The organism is Streptomyces sp. ALB3 (genome assembly GCF_044385685.1).
Lineage (GTDB): Bacteria > Actinomycetota > Actinomycetes > Streptomycetales > Streptomycetaceae > Streptomyces.
The window spans coordinates 57,032-77,684 of the sequence record NZ_JBISCE010000006.1 but is presented as its reverse complement, the minus strand read 5'-3'; the positions used below and the strand labels follow the sequence as shown (position 1 = coordinate 77,684).

The following is a 20,653-nucleotide window of genomic DNA, read 5'->3' as shown; positions in this document are numbered from 1 at the left end:
TCGGTCCGGCGTGACCGCCGGGGGTGTTGATGAGGAACTGCGGTCGGTCAGGCGGCTCGGCGCTTGCGTACGAGCGCGAAGGCGCCGCCGCCGAGCACGAGGACGACTGCCACTCCGCCGATGATCAGGCCCAGTTGGCTGTCGTCGTCCTTCTTCGTGCTGGAGCCTGCCATGGCTGCGTCGTCCGCCTTCTCGTTCTTCTCAGGCTGTGACGAGGCTGATGCGGACGGGGCGGCTGAGCCTGCGGAGCCGGACGTCTTCTCCTTGGTGAGCGGGCTGATGTCCGCTGCGCCGGGGGCGCCCTTGCCCTTCAGGATGTTGACAGCCGGGCGAATGATGCCGTGACCGAGGTAGTTGCTGAGCGTGCCCTTTTCCCAGTCTCCTCGTCCGGCAGTGTCGAAGAGGACGTTGAGGACCTGGTTGGCCGTCCAGTCCGGGTGGGCGGACCAGATCAGGGCGGCGGCGGCTGACGTGATGGCTGTTGCGGCGCTGGTCCCACCATCCCCCTGGCAATAACTTTCGAATTTCTCGTCACACCAAAAAGGAATGTCGTCACCAGGCGCGGCAATGTCCACGAAGTCGCCGTGCTGCGATGTCTCAGCAACTTTCCCCTCGCGGTCGGTGGCGCCAACACCGACAACTTCCGGGTACGCCGCCGGATAGACCGGCTTATTGTCTTCATTGCCATCGTTGCCTACAGCAGCAAAGAAGAGCTTCCCCTTGCTTTGGGCGTACTTCACAGCTTGGATCTCTTGATCCAGCACGAAATCATTACCGAACGACATGTTGATAATTTTCGCGTCACTATCGGCCGCAGCCCGAATCGCGTCCGTCGTGTCGAGCGAATTCAGGGAGCCCTTCGGCTTCCAATCAGCGTCGGCAACTCTCATCGGAATGATTTTCGCGCCGGGAGCCAGCCCTTTCAAGCCTCCGCCCTGGCCTGTGCCAGCGATCAACTCGGCCATGGTGGTGCCGTGACCGTTGTAATCATCGGTCTCGTCGCCCTCGACACCTGTGGCATCAAGCCCCTCGAGTACCTGCCCCTTCAGGGACGCCGTAGACGGGTTGACGCCCGTATCGATGACAGCGACCTTGACGCCTTCCCCGGTAGTTGTCTTCCACATCTCTTCGGCGTGCATAGGGTCGAGATACCACTGCTTCGACTGCACATCTGCGGCCATTGCAGAGGGAGCGATTCCCGCACTACCGACACTCAACGCGGCGACTGCGGCTACCACTCCGAACAGACGTCCGCCTTTTTCGAGAGGCACTCGACGCTTCCGGGTCTGGCTCATTCCTGCTGTCATCCTGACTTCCGAACCTTCCCACTACCTACTCGATCACCGGCGGTGCAGCTCCACGCCGGCCGGCCTCCCACGTCTCTCTGTCTTCCGTCAGGTAGTCGGGACGCTGCGTGCTCTCGTCCTGGTCTTCCTCCCTGGCATCCCTCCGGGCTAGAGGGCCACGCACGAGCCCCGCACCCCCGGTAGTGAACCCCTGCGCGTTTCCACCAGGTCGCGCAACGCCTCCACGTGGGGACCCCACCACTCCATTCGTGCTGGGAGTACCGCGCCCACCGGACCGGGGGGCACCGTTCGCCCCGCCGACGACACCACGCTGGCCGACTCCGCCGGACGGGCCGCCAGTCCTGGCCGCACCCCCGGCTCCAATGACCGTGCCGCGCGGGACAGCACGACTCCCGCCAGGCGTACCCGTATTCGGGACGGCGCGCTGCGGTGTTCCGCCTACGATGCCACTTGCGCGTCCAGCACTAGGGCCGGTAGTAGCCGACGTGCCTCCATGACCCGCCGCCATCGGCCTGCCACCGGTGACATGGGGCCGACCGCCAATGGGTGACTGCGGCCCTCCGCCTACGCGCCCAGCAGCGCCAGAGGCCGACCCCCCGCCCAGCGGTGCCGGACGCCCGACCGGGGGCCCGGAACGGCTGTTGCTCGCAGGGCCGTTCCCCGTCGGACCCCCTGTCCTGGGGCCCCCGGTCTGACTGACGGCCCGTGGGACCGGTGCCCCCTGAAGGCCCCGTGCGCTACTCGTCACGGGGTTCACGAAGCCCGCCGCCATGGGAGGAGTCGGGCCTGCTGGTGCAGGGCTAGCGGTCGGTGCCGGGGACGTCGCGGGCGGCGCATGCACCGGAGCTGGCGGAGCGGCGACGCTGTTGATCTCCGTCGATGTGCTCTTGTCCGGAACGGCCGCCACCGGCACGGGCGTCTCGAACCCATGACTACTTGCCGATGAACCGTGACTTCCTGCGCCTGTCCGCTCCGATGCTCCGACGACACCTCCGCTACCTGACCGGTATGAGCCGTCAGACCATGAACCTGCCTCATCCTTGCGGAGTCCATCACCCTGCGGCCGGGGCATTGCCACGTCGAGCTTCTTCTCGAACCGCGGCGGTTCCTGCGCCGCCAGCGTTTCCTCGGAGACCGCGTAGTACGAAGCCAGCCGGTTCGCCTGATTGATGGCTTCCTGTCGGTCCTTCTCGACCTTCAGTGCCGCCGCGTACTCGGCATTGCCCTCGACCCGCTTCGGCGCCTCCACCTCGTCCGGAGACTTACGGATGAGCCGACTGTCACGGGGTGGGAGGGAGTTGCGCACCGAAGCCAGGCCCGTACCCGCAACCGTGATCTGCGTCCCGGCCACACCCGCGAAGTCGCTCAGCTTCTCGGCGTGGGTGACCAAGCCGTTACCCCAGTCCCGGAAGGCCGTTCCAGACTCGCCCTCCCAGTCAACACCCTTGATGAAGTCCTTGAGCTCCTGCGCCGCGTCCCTGATGGCGTCCCTGGCATCCCAGAGCGCCTTGCCCGCCTGCTCGAGTTCCTCCGGCTTGGAGTTCTCGATCAGATCGATCATCGCGTTCAGCTCATGGCCTTCGAAGGACGTCCGCCCCGAGGAGCCGGAGCCCCCGAAGCCGAAGGCCTCCATCACCCCCTGCATCTGGCGGGTCACGTCCGTGACGACCAACTGCCCTTGTACGCTCTGCTCGTCCTGCTTCTGCTGTTCCGCGGGGGTCAGCTCCGGCTGCTTGTCGTCACTCATCAGCTATCACCCAAGTCGTCGTAGGCAGAGCCGGTCTTGCTGTCGGAACGGGGCTGTTCAGGCTTGTCCGCGTTCTCGCCCTGCGCCTTCTCACGCTCCGTGTGCAGACGCGTCTGGATCTCGTAGAACCGCCGCCGTGCGTCGTCGTCCACGTTGTCGAACCCGACGGCCGCCGCGTGCACGCCCAGGTTGAGGTACTCGATCTGGTCGCTCAAGGACTTCGAGAGCGTGACGAGTGACTCGTGGACCCGGTTGTACTGGGTGTAGAGCCCGTCCGCTTCCGCGAAGCAGGCGTTCTGACCGCTCAAGGAGGCGCGTGACACCGTCTGTGCCGCGACCTTCGACTTGCCGGCCGGTGAACCCTCGAGGTCTGCCAGCAACGCGTTCACGCGCTTCTGGAACGTCTCCAGGGCGCCTACACCCTTGCGGAGATCCCCTTTGCCTTCGCTCACGTTGCTGCCTTTCCCCGTTTCCCCGTTTGCACAGTCCGTCTCGCGTTGCTATCGCACCCGCGTGAACAGCACTGGCCCCACAACATCACTCTAGCCAATGGCACTGACATGACCAACTGTCTTGTCGGTCACGTGACTTCCCTGGTGTCACGCACCACCGGAGCGGCCCTGCCGCCTGCGCCTGTCGCGCACGGTCACGGCCGTCCCCGCGATGGCGGCGACCAGAACGCCTCCGCCCACCACGACGTAGGTCGCGAGCCTGGCGTTGCGTTCGCCGGCGGTCTCGCCCAGGTGGAGTGCGGCGGGCACAGGTGCCTCGCCCTTGCTCAGCCCCTCCTGCGCCACCGGCTTCTCGATGGGCTTGTCGTCGTCGGTCAGGGCGCGGACCGGGTCGACGACACCCCAGCCGACCAGGCGGTCGTGGCCGGCGACCGTGCGCTCCGCGGTCTGCTGGATCTGGGCGACGATTTGCTCCTGCGTCCAGTCCTTGTGCTTGGCCTTGATGAGTGCCACCACTCCCGCGACGTACGGCGCCGAGAAGCTGGTGCCGTTGTCGGAGCAGTGCCCTCCGCCCGGGACCGTGGAGATCATGTCCACGCCGGGGGCCGCGACGCCGACGAAGTCGCCGGACTGGGAGAAGGCCGCCCGTTCGTTGTTGCGGTCCGACGCGGCGACGGCCAGGACCCCTTCGAAGGAGGCGGGGTAGGTCTTCTTGACGTTTCCGCCCAGGCCGTCGTTGCCCGCCGAGGCCACGATCACGATCTCCTTGGCCAGGGCCGCGTTCACCGCCTGCTGCAGGACGGGTGCGGGCTTCACCGCGTTGGCCGTGTCCTGGGAGATGTTGATGACGTCCGCGTCGGCCTCGTCGGCGGCGTACCGGATGGCGGTGGCCAGGGTCTCCGCCGTCCCGTGGCCCTCGGCGTCGTTCTGCTGGATCGGGATGATCGTCGCGTCCGGGGCGATGCCGGTGAAGCCGGTGCCCTCGGCCTCGCGCGCGGCGATGATGCCGGCGACCTTGGTGCCGTGGCCGACCACGTCGGTGGTGCCGTTCTCCTTGCCGCGCTCGAGCTTGTTGCCGTTCTCGTCCTTGAGGTTCTTGTCCAGGAGGTTACGGCCGCTCCCGGTGTCCACGGCCTTCGCGAGCTGGGGGTTCCTGACGTCGACGCCGGTGTCGATGACCGCCACCCGCACGCCCTTGCCGGTGGACTGCGCCCACAGCTCGTCCATCAGCACGCGCTGCAGTGACCAGGGACGGCCCGCGTACTTCTTCGACGGGAAGGTGCACTGCGTGGAGTCGTCCGCCGCCGCGGGAAGCACCGGCAGCGTGACGAGGACGACGCCGGTGGCGGCCGCGGTCGTCAGCAGCCGCCGTCCGATGGAGCGGCCGGGGCGGAAGGAGGAGTGCGTGGTCACCTGGTCGCTCCTCACGAGCCCTGCGGCTGACGCGCGGCACCGGTCGACAGCCGGGGTCCGGTCGGCAGCAGGGCGGACCACGCGGCGGGGACGGGCGCGGGATCGACGTCCTTGTACCCGAGCCGGTTCTGCGCCTGTGCCGCCTCCTGCTGCCTCTGCTCCCGCTCCTCCTTCGTACCGGACTCACCGATGCCGGAGTCGTCCTGCACGCTGTCGCCGTTGGACTGCATGGCATAGCGCAGTCCCGTGTCGGTCACCAGGAAGAGAGGACCGGACTCGGGGCTCGACCCCTTGAACTGGCGGAAGAGCTGGCCGGATCCGGGGGTGACGTAGGCGCTGCTGGAGCCGGTGGGGAGCGTGGAGGGGAATCCCTTGCCCGCCCAGGTGCTGAGTGTGCTGGCGCCGCTCTTCTCCGACACGCCGCGCAGGACGTTGCACACGGTGTTGCGGCTTCCGCTGTCCGTGCTCGCGGAGTTGACCGGGGTCGCCTCGCTCCGGGGCCAGTCGCGTTCCTGCCCGAACGCCTCGCCGGGCTCGAACGCTCCGGCACTGACCGGCTTCGCCTTTCCGTCCTGGTCGAGGTTGACGAGGGCGCTGCTGCTGAGCAGGAGCTTGGCGACGAAGTCGGACACCGGTGCGACCCGGCCCTTAAGGACGACGTACTGCTGGGTCCTGGTGCCCGAGGTGGCCGCGAGGACCATGCCCACCTTGTTGTCCTCGGGCTGCAACTGCCCCGGAACACCAGCGTCCTGGCCGGGAGTTCCCTCGATGGTCGGGAACGTGACCGCGTCACCCTTGTGCAGGGTCTCGAGCCAGTCGGCGGACACCCGCTGGGCCCGGCCCTCGTCGACCAGGGTGCGCAGCAGCAGTTCGTCGTTCTCCACCGGGTACGCCTTGCCCGTGGCGTCGACGAGGTAGCGGGTACGGTCCGGTCCCGGGCCTTCGACGTACATCACCTCGCCGCCCCGCAGCCTGTTCGCGCCCTCGGTCTTCTTCTGCTCGCGCTCGGCGAAGACGAACGCCGCCTTCTGGATGGCCCTGCCGCCCTCACCGGGCCGTTCGCAGACCGCCCAGCGCTTCGTGGAGCCGGCTTCCGCCCTGTCGGGGAGGCGGTCCGGTGCGTAGGGGATGCCGAGGGTCGCCCCGTGCGGGATCTTGCCGCTGTCGAGGACCGACTCGTCGACGTTCACGACCGTGCCCTTGTCCGGGGCGAGGAGGAGCTTGGCGCTGGACATGTTCAGCACCGGGTGGAGCTGCGTCTTGCCGTCGGTCTTCAACACCACGTACCTGGTCGTGGACTTGCTGGCGATGATGACGTTCTCGTACGGGGTGTCCCACTTCTGGGGTGCCACGGGCTTGAACATGCCCCAGGCTCCGAACACCGCGAGGACGACCACACCGACGATCGCTCCGGGCACCACCGCGCGAAGAGGACGTGGCGCACCCTCTTCGGATCCGGAGGGGTGGGGCTGCAGGAACTGTGCGACCAACCTCCGCTTCGCGAAGGTGTAGGCATTGAGTTCGTCCCGCCGTGATGCCATGTGCGCGCTGCCCCTTCTCCCCTGTGGGCGACCAGGTTCCCACACCGGTCGTGGACCGCCGCCGCCGACCGGGACCCCTACTATGCCTGTTGGCACTTGGCTCTCACCGCTCAGGTAGGGTGATCGCCCGATCAACGCCCGTGAAAAAAACGGTGAATACGGACACGAGGGGGCAACGCGGCGATGGGTGCAGCGACGGGGGAACGCACGAGGCGGTCCACCCACCGAACGCCCGGCCCTTCCCGGAGGCAACGAAGCAACGGGTCGGACGGTGCGGCTCCCCACCGGTCGGCGGACGCCCCCGCGGCCACCACTCTGCACTCGATCTCCCGGACCGGCCGCGTCGGTCCCGCGCTGCGGCAGATGGTCTTCGTCGAGGCGGCCCTGGCAGTCGCCGTGGTCGGTGCCGCGATCGGTGGCGCGTGGATGATCCCCGCCGGTGTGATCGCCTGCCTGCTGGTCCTTCTCGCGGTGGTACGCCGGCGGGGCCGGGCCGTGCAGGACTGGCTGTCCACGGTGTCCTCGCTCCGCCGTCGCGGGCGGACGGCCGTGGCACCCGCAGCCGACACGGAGCCGCAGCTGGCTCCGGTCGCGGAGAGCGTGCCGGGTTTCGCTCCGTACATCTACGTCGACGGCGCCCGCCGCACGGTGGGCATGGTCGGGGACGGCACGTTCCTGACCGCGGTCGTCCGGGTCGAGGCGAGCGGTGAGTCGCTCCGTCAGGCCATGGGCGCCCGGGCGCTTCCGTTGTCCCTCCTGGGCGACGCCCTCGCGGTGGACGACATCGTGCTGGAGTCCGCGCAGCTCGTGCAGCAGGTCCGGCCCGCTCCGGCGCCGCATCTGCCGGAGCGTTCGGTGGCCCGGCTGTCCTACGCGCCCCTCCAGGACCGGACCGGGGCGCCCGCGCTGCGGATGACCTGGGTGGCGGTGAAACTGGATCCGGAGCTGTGCCGGGAGGCCGTGGAGGCCCGCGGTGGCGGACTGGGCGGGGCCCAGCGGTGCCTGGTGCGGGTCGCGGACCACGTGGCGAGCCGGATCACCGGCGCGGGCTTCCGGGCCTCGGTGCTGGACCAGGAGGAGCTCAACTCCGCCGTGGCGACGTCCGCGTGCGCCAACCCCATCCTGTCGGCCCGTGCCGGACGCCCGGACGCCGCACCGCAGCGGCGGACGGCCGAGACGGCGCGGGTGTGGCGCTGTGACGACCGCTGGCACACCACCTACGCCGTGGACCGCTGGCCCGAGCTGGGCCGGGGAGCGACTCCGCTCCCGAGGCTCGTCGCGCTGCTGACCTCGGTGCCCGCGTACGCGACGACGTTCAGCCTGACGGTGCGCCGCGGGGCGCACCAGGGTCACGTGTCCGTGCGCGGCCACGTACGGATCACCGGCGGCTCCGACACCGAACTGGTCGGCGTACGACGGACGTTGGAGCAAGCCGCACGGCACGCCGAGGTCGGCCTCGTGCGGCTGGACCGCGAGCAGCTGCCGGGTGTCCTGGCGACGCTCCCGCTGGGAGGCGCACAGTGACGAAGCACATCGCCCCGAGGCGGGGCCTGCTGGGTCCCCGCCATGCCGGCCATACCCTGGCGGCCGACCATCTGGGCGCGCTGTCGTTGCCGGTGGGGGACGACGGCGTGATCATCGGCGACGACGCCGAGGGACGCCCGCAGATGATCGGCTTCCACCGGCCGACGCCGTACGACGTCCTGTTGATCGGCGGTCTCTGGACGGCCCAGGTGCTGGCTCTGCGCGCGGCCGGCACGGGTGCGCGGGTGGCGGTCGAGACGGGCCGTACCCAGGCGTGGACCACGCTGGCGCAGGCCGCCGGCGCCGGTCTCGAGTGCATAGCGCTCCATGACGTGGGGCGGGTGCCGCCCACCGGAGCGACGGTCGGCAGCCCGGTCGTGGTGGTGCGCGACTGCGGGATGCGTCCGCCCCGCGGCCGGGTGGTGTCCTCGCCGTGGCAGTCGGTGCTGACGCTGCTGCCGTACCTGAGCCCCGTCGCACCCCGCTTGATGCGGGCGGCGACGCTCGTGGGCATCCAGCGGGTGTCGCCGGCCGAGGCCGAGCAGATCGGCCGGATCCTGGGACTCGCGCGGGCCGAGAGCGAGGCCCTGCCCACCCTGGCGGACGGTGTCACGCTCTGGGTGGCGGGACGCGAGCGCCACTGGGTGATGACCGCCGCGACGGACGTCGAGACCGGCCTGCTGGGCACTGCTCGCAGGATGGACTGAACCTCTCCCGTTTGCACCCCGGCTCCGCCGCTTTTCAGGATCATGGCGGGGAACGACACACTTCGACGGAAGGGACGTGCGCATGGGCACCCAGCAGGAAAAGGACGAGCTCTACGCTCTCGACATCTCGGATGTGGAGTGGCTGAGCGCACCCGGTACCGAGAACGTCGAGGAGCGGGTCGAGATCGCCCACCTCCCGGGGGGCGCGGTCGCCATGCGTTCGTCGCTGGATCCGGGGACCGTCCTCCGCTACACGGAGGCCGAGTGGCGTGCCTTCGTCCTGGGCGCGCGGGACGGTGAGTTCGACCTCACGTAGGCGTCCGTACGCGGCGGGGGCGGTGGTCGACCACCGCCCCCGCTCTGTTGTCCGGATGGGTCCCGGTGCGCGGCAATTGACCCCTTCCTTCCTGTTCTGTCGTACTCCCCGCGCCGGATGGCCGGGCGTGACCTACGGGACAGCCCTTGCTGGGCGATACGGCCTGCCGTAGCGCGCCCGATGGCGATTAGGGTGGGTGAGGGCGCGGCAGAGGAACCTGCGGGCAGGCACTGCGCGTCGCAAGGGGGAGAGCCGGGCGGACCGGACGACGGGAACGGTCGCCCCCACCCACCACGGCACAAGGGTGCTCGACCACACCAGGAGGCAACGTGAACGGCGATCGGGACGAGATCAGCGGGGGATGGAACACGCCCGTCGACGAGTCGTCCGACGCGGATCCCGCCGAGATGACGGGTGAGTTCACCATCGACTACACCCCGCCCGCCTGGTACACCCAGAACGCGCCGGGTGACTCGTCGGGAGGGGCGGGGTCACACCTGGCACCGCCGCCGCCCCAGGGGGCGCCGGTCTCCGTACCCGGCCCGTCGGCCCCCGGTGGCTTCGAGCCCGGCTGGCGGCCCACTCCGGCGGCGTCCCAAGGGGCCCCGGCCGCCTCGCCCGAGCCGCCCTCCCCGCCTTCCGCGCCCGCTCCCGCGACGCCGGCTCCGGAATCCTCCGCCGCGGCGGGCTCCGAAGAGGCTGACGCGGTGGGCGGGGCGCCGGATCCGTTCGGTGGCGGTGATGTGGAGAGCGGCGCCACCATGCGGTTCTCACCCGCCGCGCTGAAGCAGGAGATCGCCGAGCGCGAGGCGGCCGCGGCGGAGGCCGGAGCGTCCGGTTCCGGCCGGTCCGCCGAGCCCACGCCTCCAGCCGCGGCGCCCGAGGAGGGCGGCGCGGAGCCGGCCGGTCCGGTGAATGGCGACGAACCCGAGGGGGGTGACGCGGCCGGCGTCCCGGAGGCGGACGCGGCGCAGGACCCCGTACGGGCGGCCGCCGAGGAGCCCGCGACGGACGCCGGGCCGGCCGACGAGCCTGCCGGGCCCGTGACGGACACGGCACCCGCGGGCCCACCGCCGGCCGGTGCCCCGTCCGCCGAACCCCCGGCAGCGCCCGAGGGCGGGGTGCCGTCGAACGTGCCGGCCTCCTGGTCGCCGGCACCGCCCGCGCAGGGCGCCCTGCCGCCGCTTCCGCCCGCCTTCCAGCCGGCCGCGCAGCAGCCGAGCGCTCCGCAGGCCGCTCCGCAGTGGCCCGCTCAGCAGCCCCCCGTGCCGACGGCCGAGTCACCGGGCGGCTACGGATTCCCGCAGGCCCCTGCCGCGCCGCCCGCGCAGCCGTCCCCGTCGGCGCCCGCGCAGCCGTTGCAGCCGAACGCGCCTGCTCCGCACGGTGGTTACGGCTTCCCCCAGGCTTCCCAGGCGCCGCAGCACGGTGGCTACGGGTTCCCTCAGAACCCCCCGCAGGACGGCTACGGGTTCCCTCCGGCCGCCCAGCAGCAGCCTCCCGCCCAGGGCGCGCCCCAACTGCCTCCGGCAGCCCAGCCGCAGAGCGGTCACGGGTTCCCGGTTCCGCAGGCCGGCCAGCAGCCGCAGATTCCCGCGCAGGGGGCGGGTGCCCCGCTCCCCCCGCAGATCCCGCAGCAGACCGCCCAGGGAACGCCGAACCTGCCCGCGCAGCAGCACCAACCGCAGCAGCAGGCGCCGCAGCCCGGGGCGTACCAGCCGCAGCCCGACGCGCCACAGGCTCCGCCCGTGGATCCGCGCACCGGGTCCGCGTGGCCGACGCCGGTCACCCATGACCAGCGCGAGCGTTCGGTGCCGGGGGCCCCGCTGGGTTACACGGCCGCCGTGGAGCTGTCGTCGGACCGGCTCGTGCGGGGCAAGCAGAAGGCGAAGAGCAGCCGCACCCCTTCCGCCGCCTCCCGCTTCAAGCTGGGCGGGAAGAAGGAGGAGGCCGAGCGGCAGCGCAAGCTCGAGCTGATCCGCACACCGGTGCTGTCGTGCTACCGCATCGCGGTCATCAGCCTCAAGGGCGGGGTCGGCAAGACCACGACGACCACCGCGCTCGGCTCGACCCTGGCCACAGAGCGCCAGGACAAGATCCTCGCCATCGACGCCAACCCGGACGCCGGCACGCTCGGCCGGCGGGTGCGCCGCGAGACCGGGGCCACCATCCGTGACCTGGTCCAGGCGATCCCGTACCTCAACTCCTACATGGACATCCGCCGCTTCACCTCGCAGGCGCCCTCCGGCCTGGAGATCCTCGCCAACGACGTGGACCCGGCGGTCTCCACGACCTTCAACGACGAGGACTACCGCCGGGCGATCGACGTCCTGGGCAAGCAGTACCCGATCATCCTCACCGACTCGGGCACCGGTCTGCTCTACAGCGCGATGCGCGGGGTGCTGGACCTCGCGGACCAGCTGATCATCATCTCGACGCCGTCCGTCGACGGTGCCTCCAGCGCGTCGACCACGCTGGACTGGCTGTCGGCGCACGGCTACGCGGAACTGGTGCAGCGCTCCCTGACCGTCATCTCCGGTGTCCGCGAGACCGGCAAGATGATCAAGGTCGATGACATCGTGCAGCATTTCGAGACCCGCTGCCGCGGCGTCGTGGTCGTGCCGTTCGACGAGCACCTCTCGGCCGGTGCCGAGGTCGACCTCGACATGATGCGCCCGAAGACCCGCGAGGCGTACTTCAACCTCTCCGCGCTCGTCGCCGAGGACTTCCAGCGGGCCCAGCAGCAGCAGGGGCTGTGGACGACGGACGGTGCCAACCCGCCGCCGCAGTTCGCCCCGCCGATGCCGGGACTGCAGACGCCCGGTCAGCAGGCCCCGGGCCAGCAGCAGTACGCGCCGCAGCCCCAGCCCGGTCAGCCGTATCCGGGACAGCCGTACCCCGGCCAGCAGCAGTACCCGGCCCAGCAGCCCTACGGGCAGCAGCCGTACGGCGGACAGCAGGCATCTGGCGGGCAGCAGCCGTACGGCGGACAGCAGACGCCTGGCGGACAGCAGCCGTACGGCGGACAGCAGACGCCTGGGGGACAGCAGCCGTACGGCGGACAGCAGCTGCCGCCGCAGCAGGCCGCCCCGGCCCAGCAGCCCTACCCCCCGCATCCCGCCCAGAGCGCGCAGAACAACGCCTGGCAGCAGCAGCCCGCCACCCCGGCGCAGCCCGGCGGGAACCCGGCCGGACCGCCCCCGCCCCCCGCGCAGCACGATGGCCAGGCACATCAGCCCGGGCAGCCCGAACTGCAAGGCCCCGTTCCGCCGGCGGGCTGGCAGCAGCACCCTCCGCAGCCGCCGTCGGCGCCTCAACAGTGAGGCAGTAGAGGTCTAAACCAATGAGGGCTCGCACCGTTCACCAGGTGCGGGCCCTCATCGCATTCCCGCAGACCACACGCGGTTTGGCGGACCGTTGACGCGACTCGACCGCCGCTGATAGACCTTCGCTTCACCAGCTGGCGAACCAGAGATCTGCCCGCCTTCACCGTGCGAGTCATGACGCGAGGTCCACGTCCATGGTCACAAGATTCCCACCACGCTCCTCCCGCCCACGCCGCCGTCTGCGTATCCTCCTCGCCTCCGGAGCCGCCGCCTTGGCGCTCGCCGCCGGATCGGTCGTCCCCGGGAACCCGCTCGGTCCCGCCCCCCAGGAGGCGCGGGCCGCCGACGGGAAGTCGACGCTCACGGTCGCGGTCGCCCAGAGCGTCGACTCCCTGAGCCCGTTCCTCGCGCAGCGGCTGCTCTCCACGAGCATCCACCGGCTGATGTACGACTACCTCACCAACTACGACGCCAAGGACAGCCACACCATCCCCGGGTTCGCGACCAAGTGGGAGACCTCGGCGGACAAGCTGACGTGGACCTACACCATCCGGTCGGACTCCAGGTGGTCGGACGGCGAGCAGGCCACCGCCGAGGACGCCGCGTGGACGTTCAACACGATGATGACCGACGAGGGCGCCGCCACCTCCAACGGCAGCTTCGTCAGCAACTTCAAGAAGGTGACCGCCCCCAGCCCGGACAAGCTGGTCATAGAGCTGAAGAAGCCTCAGGCCACGATGACCGCTCTGGACGTGCCCATCGTGCCCAAGCACGTCTGGGAGAAGGTCGGCGACTTCTCCAAGTTCAACAACGACACGAAGTTCCCGGTCGTCGGCAACGGACCGTTCATCCTGACGGACTACAAGGTCGACAGCTATGTGAAGCTGAAGGCCAACAAGGACTTCTGGCGGGGCGCCCCCAAGTTCGACGAGCTCGTCTTCCGGTACTACAAGGACCAGGACGCAGCAGTCGCCGCCCTCCGAAAGGGTGAAGTTTCCTTCGTCGCCGGAAGCCCGAGCCTGACTCCGGCCCAGGCCGCGTCGCTGAAGTCCGCCGACGACATCAAGGTGAACGACGCACCCGGCCGGCGTTTCTACGCACTGGCCACCAATCCCGGCGCGCGGACCAAGGACGGCAAGAAGTTCGGGGACGGGCACCCGGCGCTGCTCGACCAGAAGGTCCGCCAGGCGCTGTTCATGGCCGTGGACCGTACGGCCATCATCGACAAGGTCTTCCAGGGCTACGCCGTGGAGGGTGAGGGGTACGTCCCGCCGCGCTACGGCTCGTACTTCTGGAAGCCCTCGCCCGGGCAGAAGCTCGCCTACGACCCGGCGAAGGCCGGCGCCCTCCTCGACGAGGCGGGTTACGAGAAGAACAGCGCCGGCAAGCGGACCGGCAAGGACGGCAGGCCGCTGGACCTCCGGATCCTGTGCCACGCCACGGACCCCAACGACAAGGCGATCGGCAAGTACCTCCAGGAGTGGTGGGGCGCCCTCGGCATCGGTCTGAAGGTCGACTGCCGCGACAACGTCTCGGACCCCTGGTACGCCGGTGAGTACGACCTGGCCTTCGACGGCTGGTCCGTCAACCCGGACCCCGACTTCGTCCTGTCGATCCACACCTGCGCGGCGCTGCCGGCCAAGGCGAAGGAGACCGCGCAGACCGACAACTTCATCTGCGACAAGCAGTACGACGAGCTCTACGCGAAGCAGTCGGCGGAGTACGACCCCGCCAAACGGGCAGACCTCGTGAAGCAGATGGAGTCGCGGCTGTACGACACGGGGTACATGAACGTCATGGCGTACCCGAATGCCGTCGAGGCCTACCGCACCGACCAGATCGAGTCCATCACGACCATGCCTTCGGACGCGGGCAACATCTACGGTCAGGACGGCTACTGGAGCTGGTGGTCGGCGGTCCCGGCCGCCGGTGCGTCGGGCGACTCGTCCGGCGACAGCGGCAGCTCCACCGGAGTCCTCATCGGTGTCGGGGTCGCCGTAGTCGTCCTCGCCGGTGGCGGGCTGCTGTTCGCCATGCGTCGTCGTTCCACCGCGGAAGACCGTGAATAGTCCATGAGCACAGAAAGCACTCCCGCGCTCCTGAAGGGCGCGGCGGGCGTGGACGCCGTGCGGACCGACGGCCCGGCTCCGGCCGGGCCGTCGGCCCGCAGTCCACGCGCACGCAGCACGACCGCGTACCTCCGCTACGCGGCGGGCAAGCTGGCCGGTGCGGCCGTCTCGCTGTTCGCCGTGCTCGTCACCAGCTTCTTCCTGTTCCGCCTGATCCCTGGTGACCCGGTCAAGCAGATGACCGGCGGCCGGCAGGTGTCGACCGAGCAGATCGCCGCGATGCGCAAGGAATTCGGCTTGGACCTGCCGCTCTGGCAGCAGTTCACCGAGTACTGCGGCAACGCCCTGACCGGGGACTTCGGCACGTCGTACCAGTTCCGTGCCCCCGTCATGGACAAGATCACCGAAGCTCTGCCCGCGACACTTCTGCTCACCGGGACCGCCTTCGTGATCTACACGGCGATCGGCATCTGGCTGGGCGCAAGGTCGGCCTGGCGCAACGGCTCGGCCGGCGACCGCTTCCACACCGCCTTCGCGCTGACCTTGTACTCGGTGCCCTCGTTCTGGCTCGGGCTGCTCCTGATCATCACCCTGTCGGTCGGTCTCGGGCCCGTTCCCGGTCTCTTCCCGACCGGCGGTATGGAGTCCGGCGGCGAGAGTGGCTTCGCCTACGTCCTCGACGTGGCCCACCATCTCGTACTGCCCGTCATCACCCTCGTCGCGGTCGAGTACGCGCGGACCCTGCTGGTGATGCGCTCCTCGCTGCTCGACGAGATGGGCAGCGACTACCTGACGACGGCCCGTGCGAAGGGCCTGCGCGACGACCTCGTACGCCGCCGCCACGCCGTTCCGAACGCGATGCTGCCGACCGTGACGCTGCTCTTCGTGAATCTGGGCAACACGGTGGCCGGCGCCATCCTGGTGGAGACGGTGTTCTCCTGGCCGGGCCTGGGAGGGCTCTTCTACCAGGCGCTGAGCGTCCCCGACCTGCCACTGGTGCAGGCGCTGTTCTTCATCTTCGCCGCCGCGGTGATCCTGATGAACACGCTGGCCGATGTGATCTATCCGCTCCTCGATCCCCGGGTGGGCCGATGACGACCACGACCGACACCGCGGCGGCCGTCAGCCCGCGCGCGCTGACCTGGACCCGCCGGCGCCACGCGGTGGCCCGCTTCTGGCGGCAGTACCGCGGTCACCGCGCCGGCCTGGCCGGTCTCGCCGTGCTGGCGCTGATCGCCCTGACCGCGCTGGCCGCCCCCCTGCTGGTCGGTGACGGCTCCCGGAGCGTCACCGCCGCGCCGGGCGGGCCGCTGGAGGCGCCGAGCGCGGAGTTCCCCCTCGGCACCGACCAGTTCGGCCGGAGCCTGCTCGCCCTGCTGGTGTGGGGGACCCGAGTCTCCCTGACCGTCGGCCTGCTCGCCGCCTTCCTCTCGGTGGCCATCGGGACCCTGGTGGGCATCACAGCGGGTCACTTCAAGGGCTGGTACGGCAACGTCGTCATGCGGATCACCGACTGGTTCCTGGTGATGCCCACGCTGGTCCTCGCCATCGCGCTGGCCACCGTGCTCGCGCGGTCCCTCTGGACGACGGTCCTGGCCATCGGCGTGACGACCTGGCCGACCACCGCCCGGCTGGTGCGCGCGCAGACGCTGTCCGTGGAGTCACGTCCGTACATCGAGCGTTCCAAGGCGCTCGGTGGCGGGCACGGCCACATCATGTCCCGCCACGTACTGCCCAACGTGATGCCGCTGGTGCTCGCGCAGACCACGCTGGTGATCTCCACCGCCATCCTCACCGAGGCGACCCTCGCCTTCCTCGGGCTCGGCGATCCCACGATCGTCTCCTGGGGCGGGCTGCTCCAGGACGCCCGTGAGGCCGGGGCGGTCAGCTCCGGCAACTGGTGGTACCTCGCCCCGCCCGGACTCGCCATCGCGGTGGTCGCCCTCGCGTTCACGCTGTGCGGCCGCACCATCGAGTCCGTGCTCAACCCCAAGCTGGGGGTGTCCCGATGACCGCCGTGAAGACCGAGAGCGTTCCCAAGCCGGAGACCGGGCAGCCGTTGCTCGAGGTCCGGGACCTGCGTGTCACCTACGGCTCCGGGGCCTCGGCCGTCCCCGCCGTGCGAGGGGTCGACCTGCGGGTCGAGGCGGGCCGGAAGCTCGGCATCGCCGGGGAGTCCGGTTGCGGGAAGTCGACGCTGGCGCTGGCGCTACTGCGGCTGCTGCCCGCGTCCGCGACCATGAGCGGCGAGATCCTCCTGGAAGGCGAGGACGTCCTCACCATGAAGTGGGGCCGGCTGCGCGCCGTCCGGTGGGCGGGGGCGTCGATCGTCTTCCAGGGCGCGATGCACTCGCTGAACGCCGTGCACCGCATCGGGGACCAGATCGCCGAACCGATCCTCCTGCACGGCATGGCGACCCCGGGCGCCGCGCGCAGGCGCGCCGGTGAGCTGCTGGAGCAGGTGGGACTCCCGGCCGCACGCGCGGACGCCTATCCGCACGAGCTGTCGGGCGGTCAGCGCCAGCGGGTGATGATCGCCATGGCGCTGGCCTGTGATCCACGGCTGATCATCGCCGACGAGCCCACCACCGCGCTCGACGTGATGATCCAGGCGCAGATCCTGCGGCTGATCGAGCAGCTCGTCAGCGACCAGGACCTCGGCCTGATCATGATCAGCCACGACCTGGCGGTGCTCTCCGACACCTGCGACCGGCTGTCGGTGATGTACGCGGGCCGGGTCGTCGAGGAGGGCCCCGCCAAGCAGGTGTACGAGAACGCGAGACACCCCTACGGCAGCGCCCTGTCGGCGGCCTTCCCGCGCATCGGCGACCCGGCGTCGCGGCACGCGCCGCGCGGCCTGCCGGGCGACCCGCCGGACCCGTCGGCACTCCCTTCGGGCTGTGCGTTCCATCCGCGCTGCACGGCGGCGCTGGACTCCTGTGCCGTCGAGGACCAGGAGCTGCGGCCGGCCGGTCCGTCCCGGCGGGCGGCGTGCGTGCTCGTGGGGCCGCAGGCCCCGGCGGCACCCGGCGGCGGTACCGAGGAAGCAAGGAGCACTCCATGACGACCACTCCCCCGGCCCCCCTGCTCAGCGCGCAGGCGCTGAAGGTGGCGTTTCCCGGCAGGCGCGGGGCGGCGACGGCGCGGGCGGTCGACGGGGTCGACCTCGACATCCGTCCCGGTGAGATCGTCGCCCTGGTCGGCGAGTCGGGATGCGGGAAGACGACTCTGGCCCGGTCCCTGCTGGGCCTGGTGCCCCCCACGGCCGGCCGGGTCACCTTCGGCGGCGAGCCCCTGGACTACGGGGGCCGGTCGCTCAAGGCGTACCGCAAACGGGTGCAGCTGGTGCTCCAGGACCCCAGCGGTTCCCTCAACCCCCGCCACACGGTCTACGACGCGGTGGCGGAGGGCCTGCGCATCCACGGATACGCGGGCGACGAGCGGGCGGCCGTTGCCGGGGCGCTGGCGCGGGCGGGGCTGCGGCCTCCGGAACGGTTCTTCCTGCGGTATCCGCACGAGCTGTCGGGCGGTCAGCGCCAGCGGGTCGTGATCGCCGGCGCACTGGTCCTGGAGCCGGAACTCATCGTCGCGGACGAACCCGTGGCCTCGCTGGACGCGTCCGTACGCGGTGAGATCCTGGCGCTGCTGCTGCGGCTGCGCGAGGAACTGGGCCTGTCGGCGCTGGTGGTGACGCATGATCTGGGGCTGGCCTGGAACATCGCCGACCGGGTGGCGGTGATGTACCTGGGCCGCATCGTGGAGACGGGTGACGTCGAGCAGGTCCTCACCGCTCCCCGGCACCCCTACACCCGGGCCCTGCTGTCCGTGCTGCCGGAGGCGGACGGCGAGCCGGTGATCCTGACGGGCGAGCCGCCTGACCCCTCGAAGGTGCCGTCCGGCTGCCGTTTCCATGCCCGCTGCCAGGTCCTCGCCTCGGGCGAGGCGGAGCGCGCCGGCGTCGCGGACGCGTGCCGCACGAAGGAGCTGCCCGTGTTGCACGGGGACGGCCGGACCCAGGTCGCCTGCCACTGGGCGGCCGGGGCGGGCGGCTCCTGAGGGCTGTCCCGCAGTGGACGGGAGCCGGGGCTCGCTCAGACGCCGGGTCTCCCGGCGTGGTGGATGGCCCCCGTCAGCTCGCCCAGGGGGCGGCCGGTGCCGCCCCAGCGGTGCTGGATGATCTCGGCTGCGATGGAGACGGCTGTCTCCTCCGGTGTACGGGCCCCCAGGTCGAGGCCGACGGGTGAGGCGAGGCGGGCCAGCCCCGTCTCGTCCACCCCGGCCTCCCGCAGCCGGGCGACCCGGTCGGCGTGGGTCCGCCGGCTGCCCATCACACCGATGTAGGCGGCGGGGGTGCGCAGCGCGGCGGCGAGCAGCGGCACATCGAACTTCGGGTCGTGGGTGAGGACGCAGACGACCGTGCGCTCGTCCACCCGCGTCGATTCCAGGTAGGTGTGCGGCCAGGCGCAGACGACCTCGTCGGCTGTCGGGAAGCGCTCCCTGGTGGCGAAGACGGGGCGGGCGTCGCACACCGTCACCCGGTAGCCGAGGAAGGCCCCGATCCTCGCGGTGGCCGCCGCGTGGTCGATGGCTCCGAAGACGAGCATGCGGGGCGCGGGGGCGTAGGTCTGGACGAAGACGGTGACGTCCTGCATCCGGCGCTCGCCGTGCGGGCCGTACCCGGTGCTGCCGGTGGCGCCCTGGGCGAGCAGCCCGCGCGCGTCGTCGGTCACGGCCGCGTCGAGCCCCTGGTCGCCGAGTGAGCCCCTGACCCGGTCGGCCGTGATCATCCGTCGGCTGCCCGGACGCGCCGCTCCGCGGACCACGGTGGCGAGTGCGACGGGTTCCCCCGCGCCGATGGTCTCGGCGCACTCCCGCAGGATCTCCCGGTCCTCCGCCGCGACGTAGGGCTGCACCAGGACGTCGATCGTGCCGCCGCAGGTCAGTCCGGCGCCGAAAGCCTCGTCGTCGCTGATGCCGTAGGTCCGCAGCACTGTCCGGCCCGTGGTGAGGACCTCGGTGGCGACCTCGTACACGTCGCTCTCCACGCATCCCCCGGAGACGCTGCCCGCCGCCACGCCGGTGGCGGTCACCGCCATCGCGGCGCCGGGGGCCCGGGGCGCGCTCCCCCGCACCGCGACGACGGTGGCCAGGGCGAAGGGCGTTCCGGCGGCGTGCCAGTCGCGCAGTTCCGTCAGCAGTTCACGCACGTGCGGCCGTCCTCCCGGCTCGGCGGTTCCTGCCCCCGACGATGCCCCTGTCCCCGCGTGCGCACCACAGGAAGGCGTCAGGCCCGTTCGTACGCCGCGACCAGTTCGCTGGACTTCTTCACATCGGCGGCCATCGCCACGAGCAGGTCCTCGATCGACTCGAACTTCAGCATGCCCCGTACGTAGGCGAGGAAGTCGACCGCGACGTGCAGCCCGTACAGGTCGAGGCCGACGCGGTCGATGGCGTACGCCTCGACGGTCCGCTCCGTGCCGTCGAACTGCGGATTCGTGCCCACGGAGATCGCGGCGGGCATCGCCTCTCCCTCCACCGTGAGCCAGCCGGCGTAGACGCCGTCGGCGGGGATCGCGGTGTGCGGCAGGGTCTCCACGTTCGCCGTGGGGAAACCGAGCTCGCGGCCCCGCTGGGCGCCCCGCACCACGACACCCTCGACGCGGTGCGGACGGCCGAGGATCTCCGCGGCCCCCCGGACGTCTCCCTCGGCGATCAGCCGGCGGGTGAGGGTGGAGGAGAAGGGCTCGCCGCCGCCCGCGTCCCCCCTCACGTAGAGGTCGATGACCTCGACCTCGTAGTCGTGGGTGCGGCCGAGTTCGGTGAGGAAGGCGACGTCGCCGGCGGCCCGGTGTCCGAAGCGGAAGTTGGGGCCTTCGATCACCAGCTGCGCGTGCAGCTTGTCGACGAGCACCTTCACGATGAAGTCGGCGGGCGAGAGCTGGGAGAACTCGGCGGTGAACGGCAGGATGAGCACCGCGTCCACGCCCAGGCCGGCCATGAGCTCGGCACGCCGGTGGTGCGGTGCGAGCAGCGGCGGATGCGTACCGGGGCGGACGACCTCGCTGGGGTGCGGGTCGAAGGTGACGACGACGGAGGGCACACCGAGCTCCCGCGCCCTCTCCACGGCACGGCCGATGATCAGCTGGTGTCCGCGGTGCACCCCGTCGTAGGAGCCGATGGTGACGACGCTGCGCCCCCAGCCCTCAGGGATGTCCTCCAAGCCACGCCAGCAGTGCACTGTGACCGCTCCT

15 protein-coding genes are annotated in these 20,653 nt (G+C 70.8%); 9 read left to right on the top strand and 6 right to left on the bottom strand.

What is annotated here, in order from left to right:
• Positions 1 to 47 precede the first annotated feature (47 nt).
• The 4 genes from ACHFIV_RS06865 to eccB form a co-directional block, all read right to left on the bottom strand.
• On the bottom strand, positions 48 to 1,307 hold the full coding sequence (locus ACHFIV_RS06865) for a S8 family serine peptidase (protein WP_398964695.1): 1,260 nt from the start codon (positions 1,305 to 1,307) through the stop codon (positions 48 to 50).
• Between the two features lie 1,746 nt (positions 1,308 to 3,053).
• Positions 3,054 to 3,506, bottom strand: coding sequence for a hypothetical protein (locus tag ACHFIV_RS06860; RefSeq protein ID WP_398964693.1), 453 nt, complete (start codon positions 3,504 to 3,506; stop codon positions 3,054 to 3,056).
• A gap of 147 nt (positions 3,507 to 3,653) precedes the next feature.
• Positions 3,654 to 4,919, bottom strand: a complete 1,266-nt coding sequence (mycP, locus tag ACHFIV_RS06855; RefSeq protein WP_398964691.1) for a type VII secretion-associated serine protease mycosin — start codon at positions 4,917 to 4,919, stop codon at positions 3,654 to 3,656.
• A gap of 11 nt (positions 4,920 to 4,930) precedes the next feature.
• Positions 4,931 to 6,460 (bottom strand): type VII secretion protein EccB, encoded by a 1,530-nt coding sequence (gene eccB, locus ACHFIV_RS06850; RefSeq protein ID WP_398964689.1) that lies wholly within the window; start codon positions 6,458 to 6,460, stop codon positions 4,931 to 4,933.
• Positions 6,461 to 6,643: 183 nt separating this feature from the next.
• Here eccB and eccE point away from each other — a divergent pair, with 183 nt between their 5' ends.
• The 9 genes from eccE (at position 6,644) to ACHFIV_RS06805 (ending at position 18,458) form a co-directional block, all read left to right on the top strand.
• On the top strand, positions 6,644 to 7,984 hold the full coding sequence (eccE, locus tag ACHFIV_RS06845; RefSeq protein WP_398964687.1) for a type VII secretion protein EccE: 1,341 nt from the start codon (positions 6,644 to 6,646) through the stop codon (positions 7,982 to 7,984).
• On the top strand, positions 7,981 to 8,691 hold the full coding sequence (locus ACHFIV_RS06840) for a hypothetical protein (protein WP_398964685.1): 711 nt from the start codon (positions 7,981 to 7,983) through the stop codon (positions 8,689 to 8,691). The genes eccE and ACHFIV_RS06840 overlap by 4 nt, the downstream gene beginning before the upstream one ends.
• Before the next feature lie 82 nt (positions 8,692 to 8,773).
• Entirely contained in the window at positions 8,774 to 9,007 is a 234-nt protein-coding gene (locus ACHFIV_RS06835) for a DUF397 domain-containing protein (protein ID WP_103516551.1), read from the top strand.
• A 329-nt stretch (positions 9,008 to 9,336) separates the two neighbouring features.
• Complete coding sequence (locus ACHFIV_RS06830) at positions 9,337 to 12,330, top strand: SCO5717 family growth-regulating ATPase (RefSeq protein ID WP_398964683.1); 2,994 nt, start codon at positions 9,337 to 9,339, stop codon at positions 12,328 to 12,330.
• A gap of 197 nt (positions 12,331 to 12,527) precedes the next feature.
• The gene (locus ACHFIV_RS06825) at positions 12,528 to 14,402 is read left to right on the top strand and encodes an ABC transporter substrate-binding protein (RefSeq protein WP_398964681.1); all 1,875 of its coding nucleotides are present in this window, start codon (positions 12,528 to 12,530) and stop codon (positions 14,400 to 14,402) included.
• A gap of 3 nt (positions 14,403 to 14,405) precedes the next feature.
• Positions 14,406 to 15,497, top strand: a complete 1,092-nt coding sequence (locus tag ACHFIV_RS06820; protein ID WP_398964679.1) for an ABC transporter permease — start codon at positions 14,406 to 14,408, stop codon at positions 15,495 to 15,497.
• Positions 15,494 to 16,414, top strand: coding sequence for an ABC transporter permease (locus ACHFIV_RS06815; RefSeq protein ID WP_398964677.1), 921 nt, complete (start codon positions 15,494 to 15,496; stop codon positions 16,412 to 16,414). The genes ACHFIV_RS06820 and ACHFIV_RS06815 overlap by 4 nt, the downstream gene beginning before the upstream one ends.
• Positions 16,411 to 17,466 (top strand): ABC transporter ATP-binding protein, encoded by a 1,056-nt coding sequence (locus ACHFIV_RS06810; protein WP_398964675.1) that lies wholly within the window; start codon positions 16,411 to 16,413, stop codon positions 17,464 to 17,466. Before ACHFIV_RS06815 ends, ACHFIV_RS06810 begins: the two co-directional genes overlap by 4 nt.
• Positions 17,463 to 18,458 (top strand): oligopeptide/dipeptide ABC transporter ATP-binding protein, encoded by a 996-nt coding sequence (locus ACHFIV_RS06805; protein ID WP_398964674.1) that lies wholly within the window; start codon positions 17,463 to 17,465, stop codon positions 18,456 to 18,458. The genes ACHFIV_RS06810 and ACHFIV_RS06805 overlap by 4 nt, the downstream gene beginning before the upstream one ends.
• A 35-nt stretch (positions 18,459 to 18,493) precedes the next feature.
• Here the strand turns inward: ACHFIV_RS06805 and ACHFIV_RS06800 are convergent, their stop codons facing one another.
• Entirely contained in the window at positions 18,494 to 19,609 is a 1,116-nt protein-coding gene (locus tag ACHFIV_RS06800) for an XdhC family protein (protein WP_398964672.1), read from the bottom strand.
• Between the two features lie 77 nt (positions 19,610 to 19,686).
• Entirely contained in the window at positions 19,687 to 20,640 is a 954-nt protein-coding gene (locus ACHFIV_RS06795; RefSeq protein ID WP_398964670.1) for a bifunctional riboflavin kinase/FAD synthetase, read from the bottom strand.
• Positions 20,641 to 20,653: the final 13 nt, after the last annotated feature.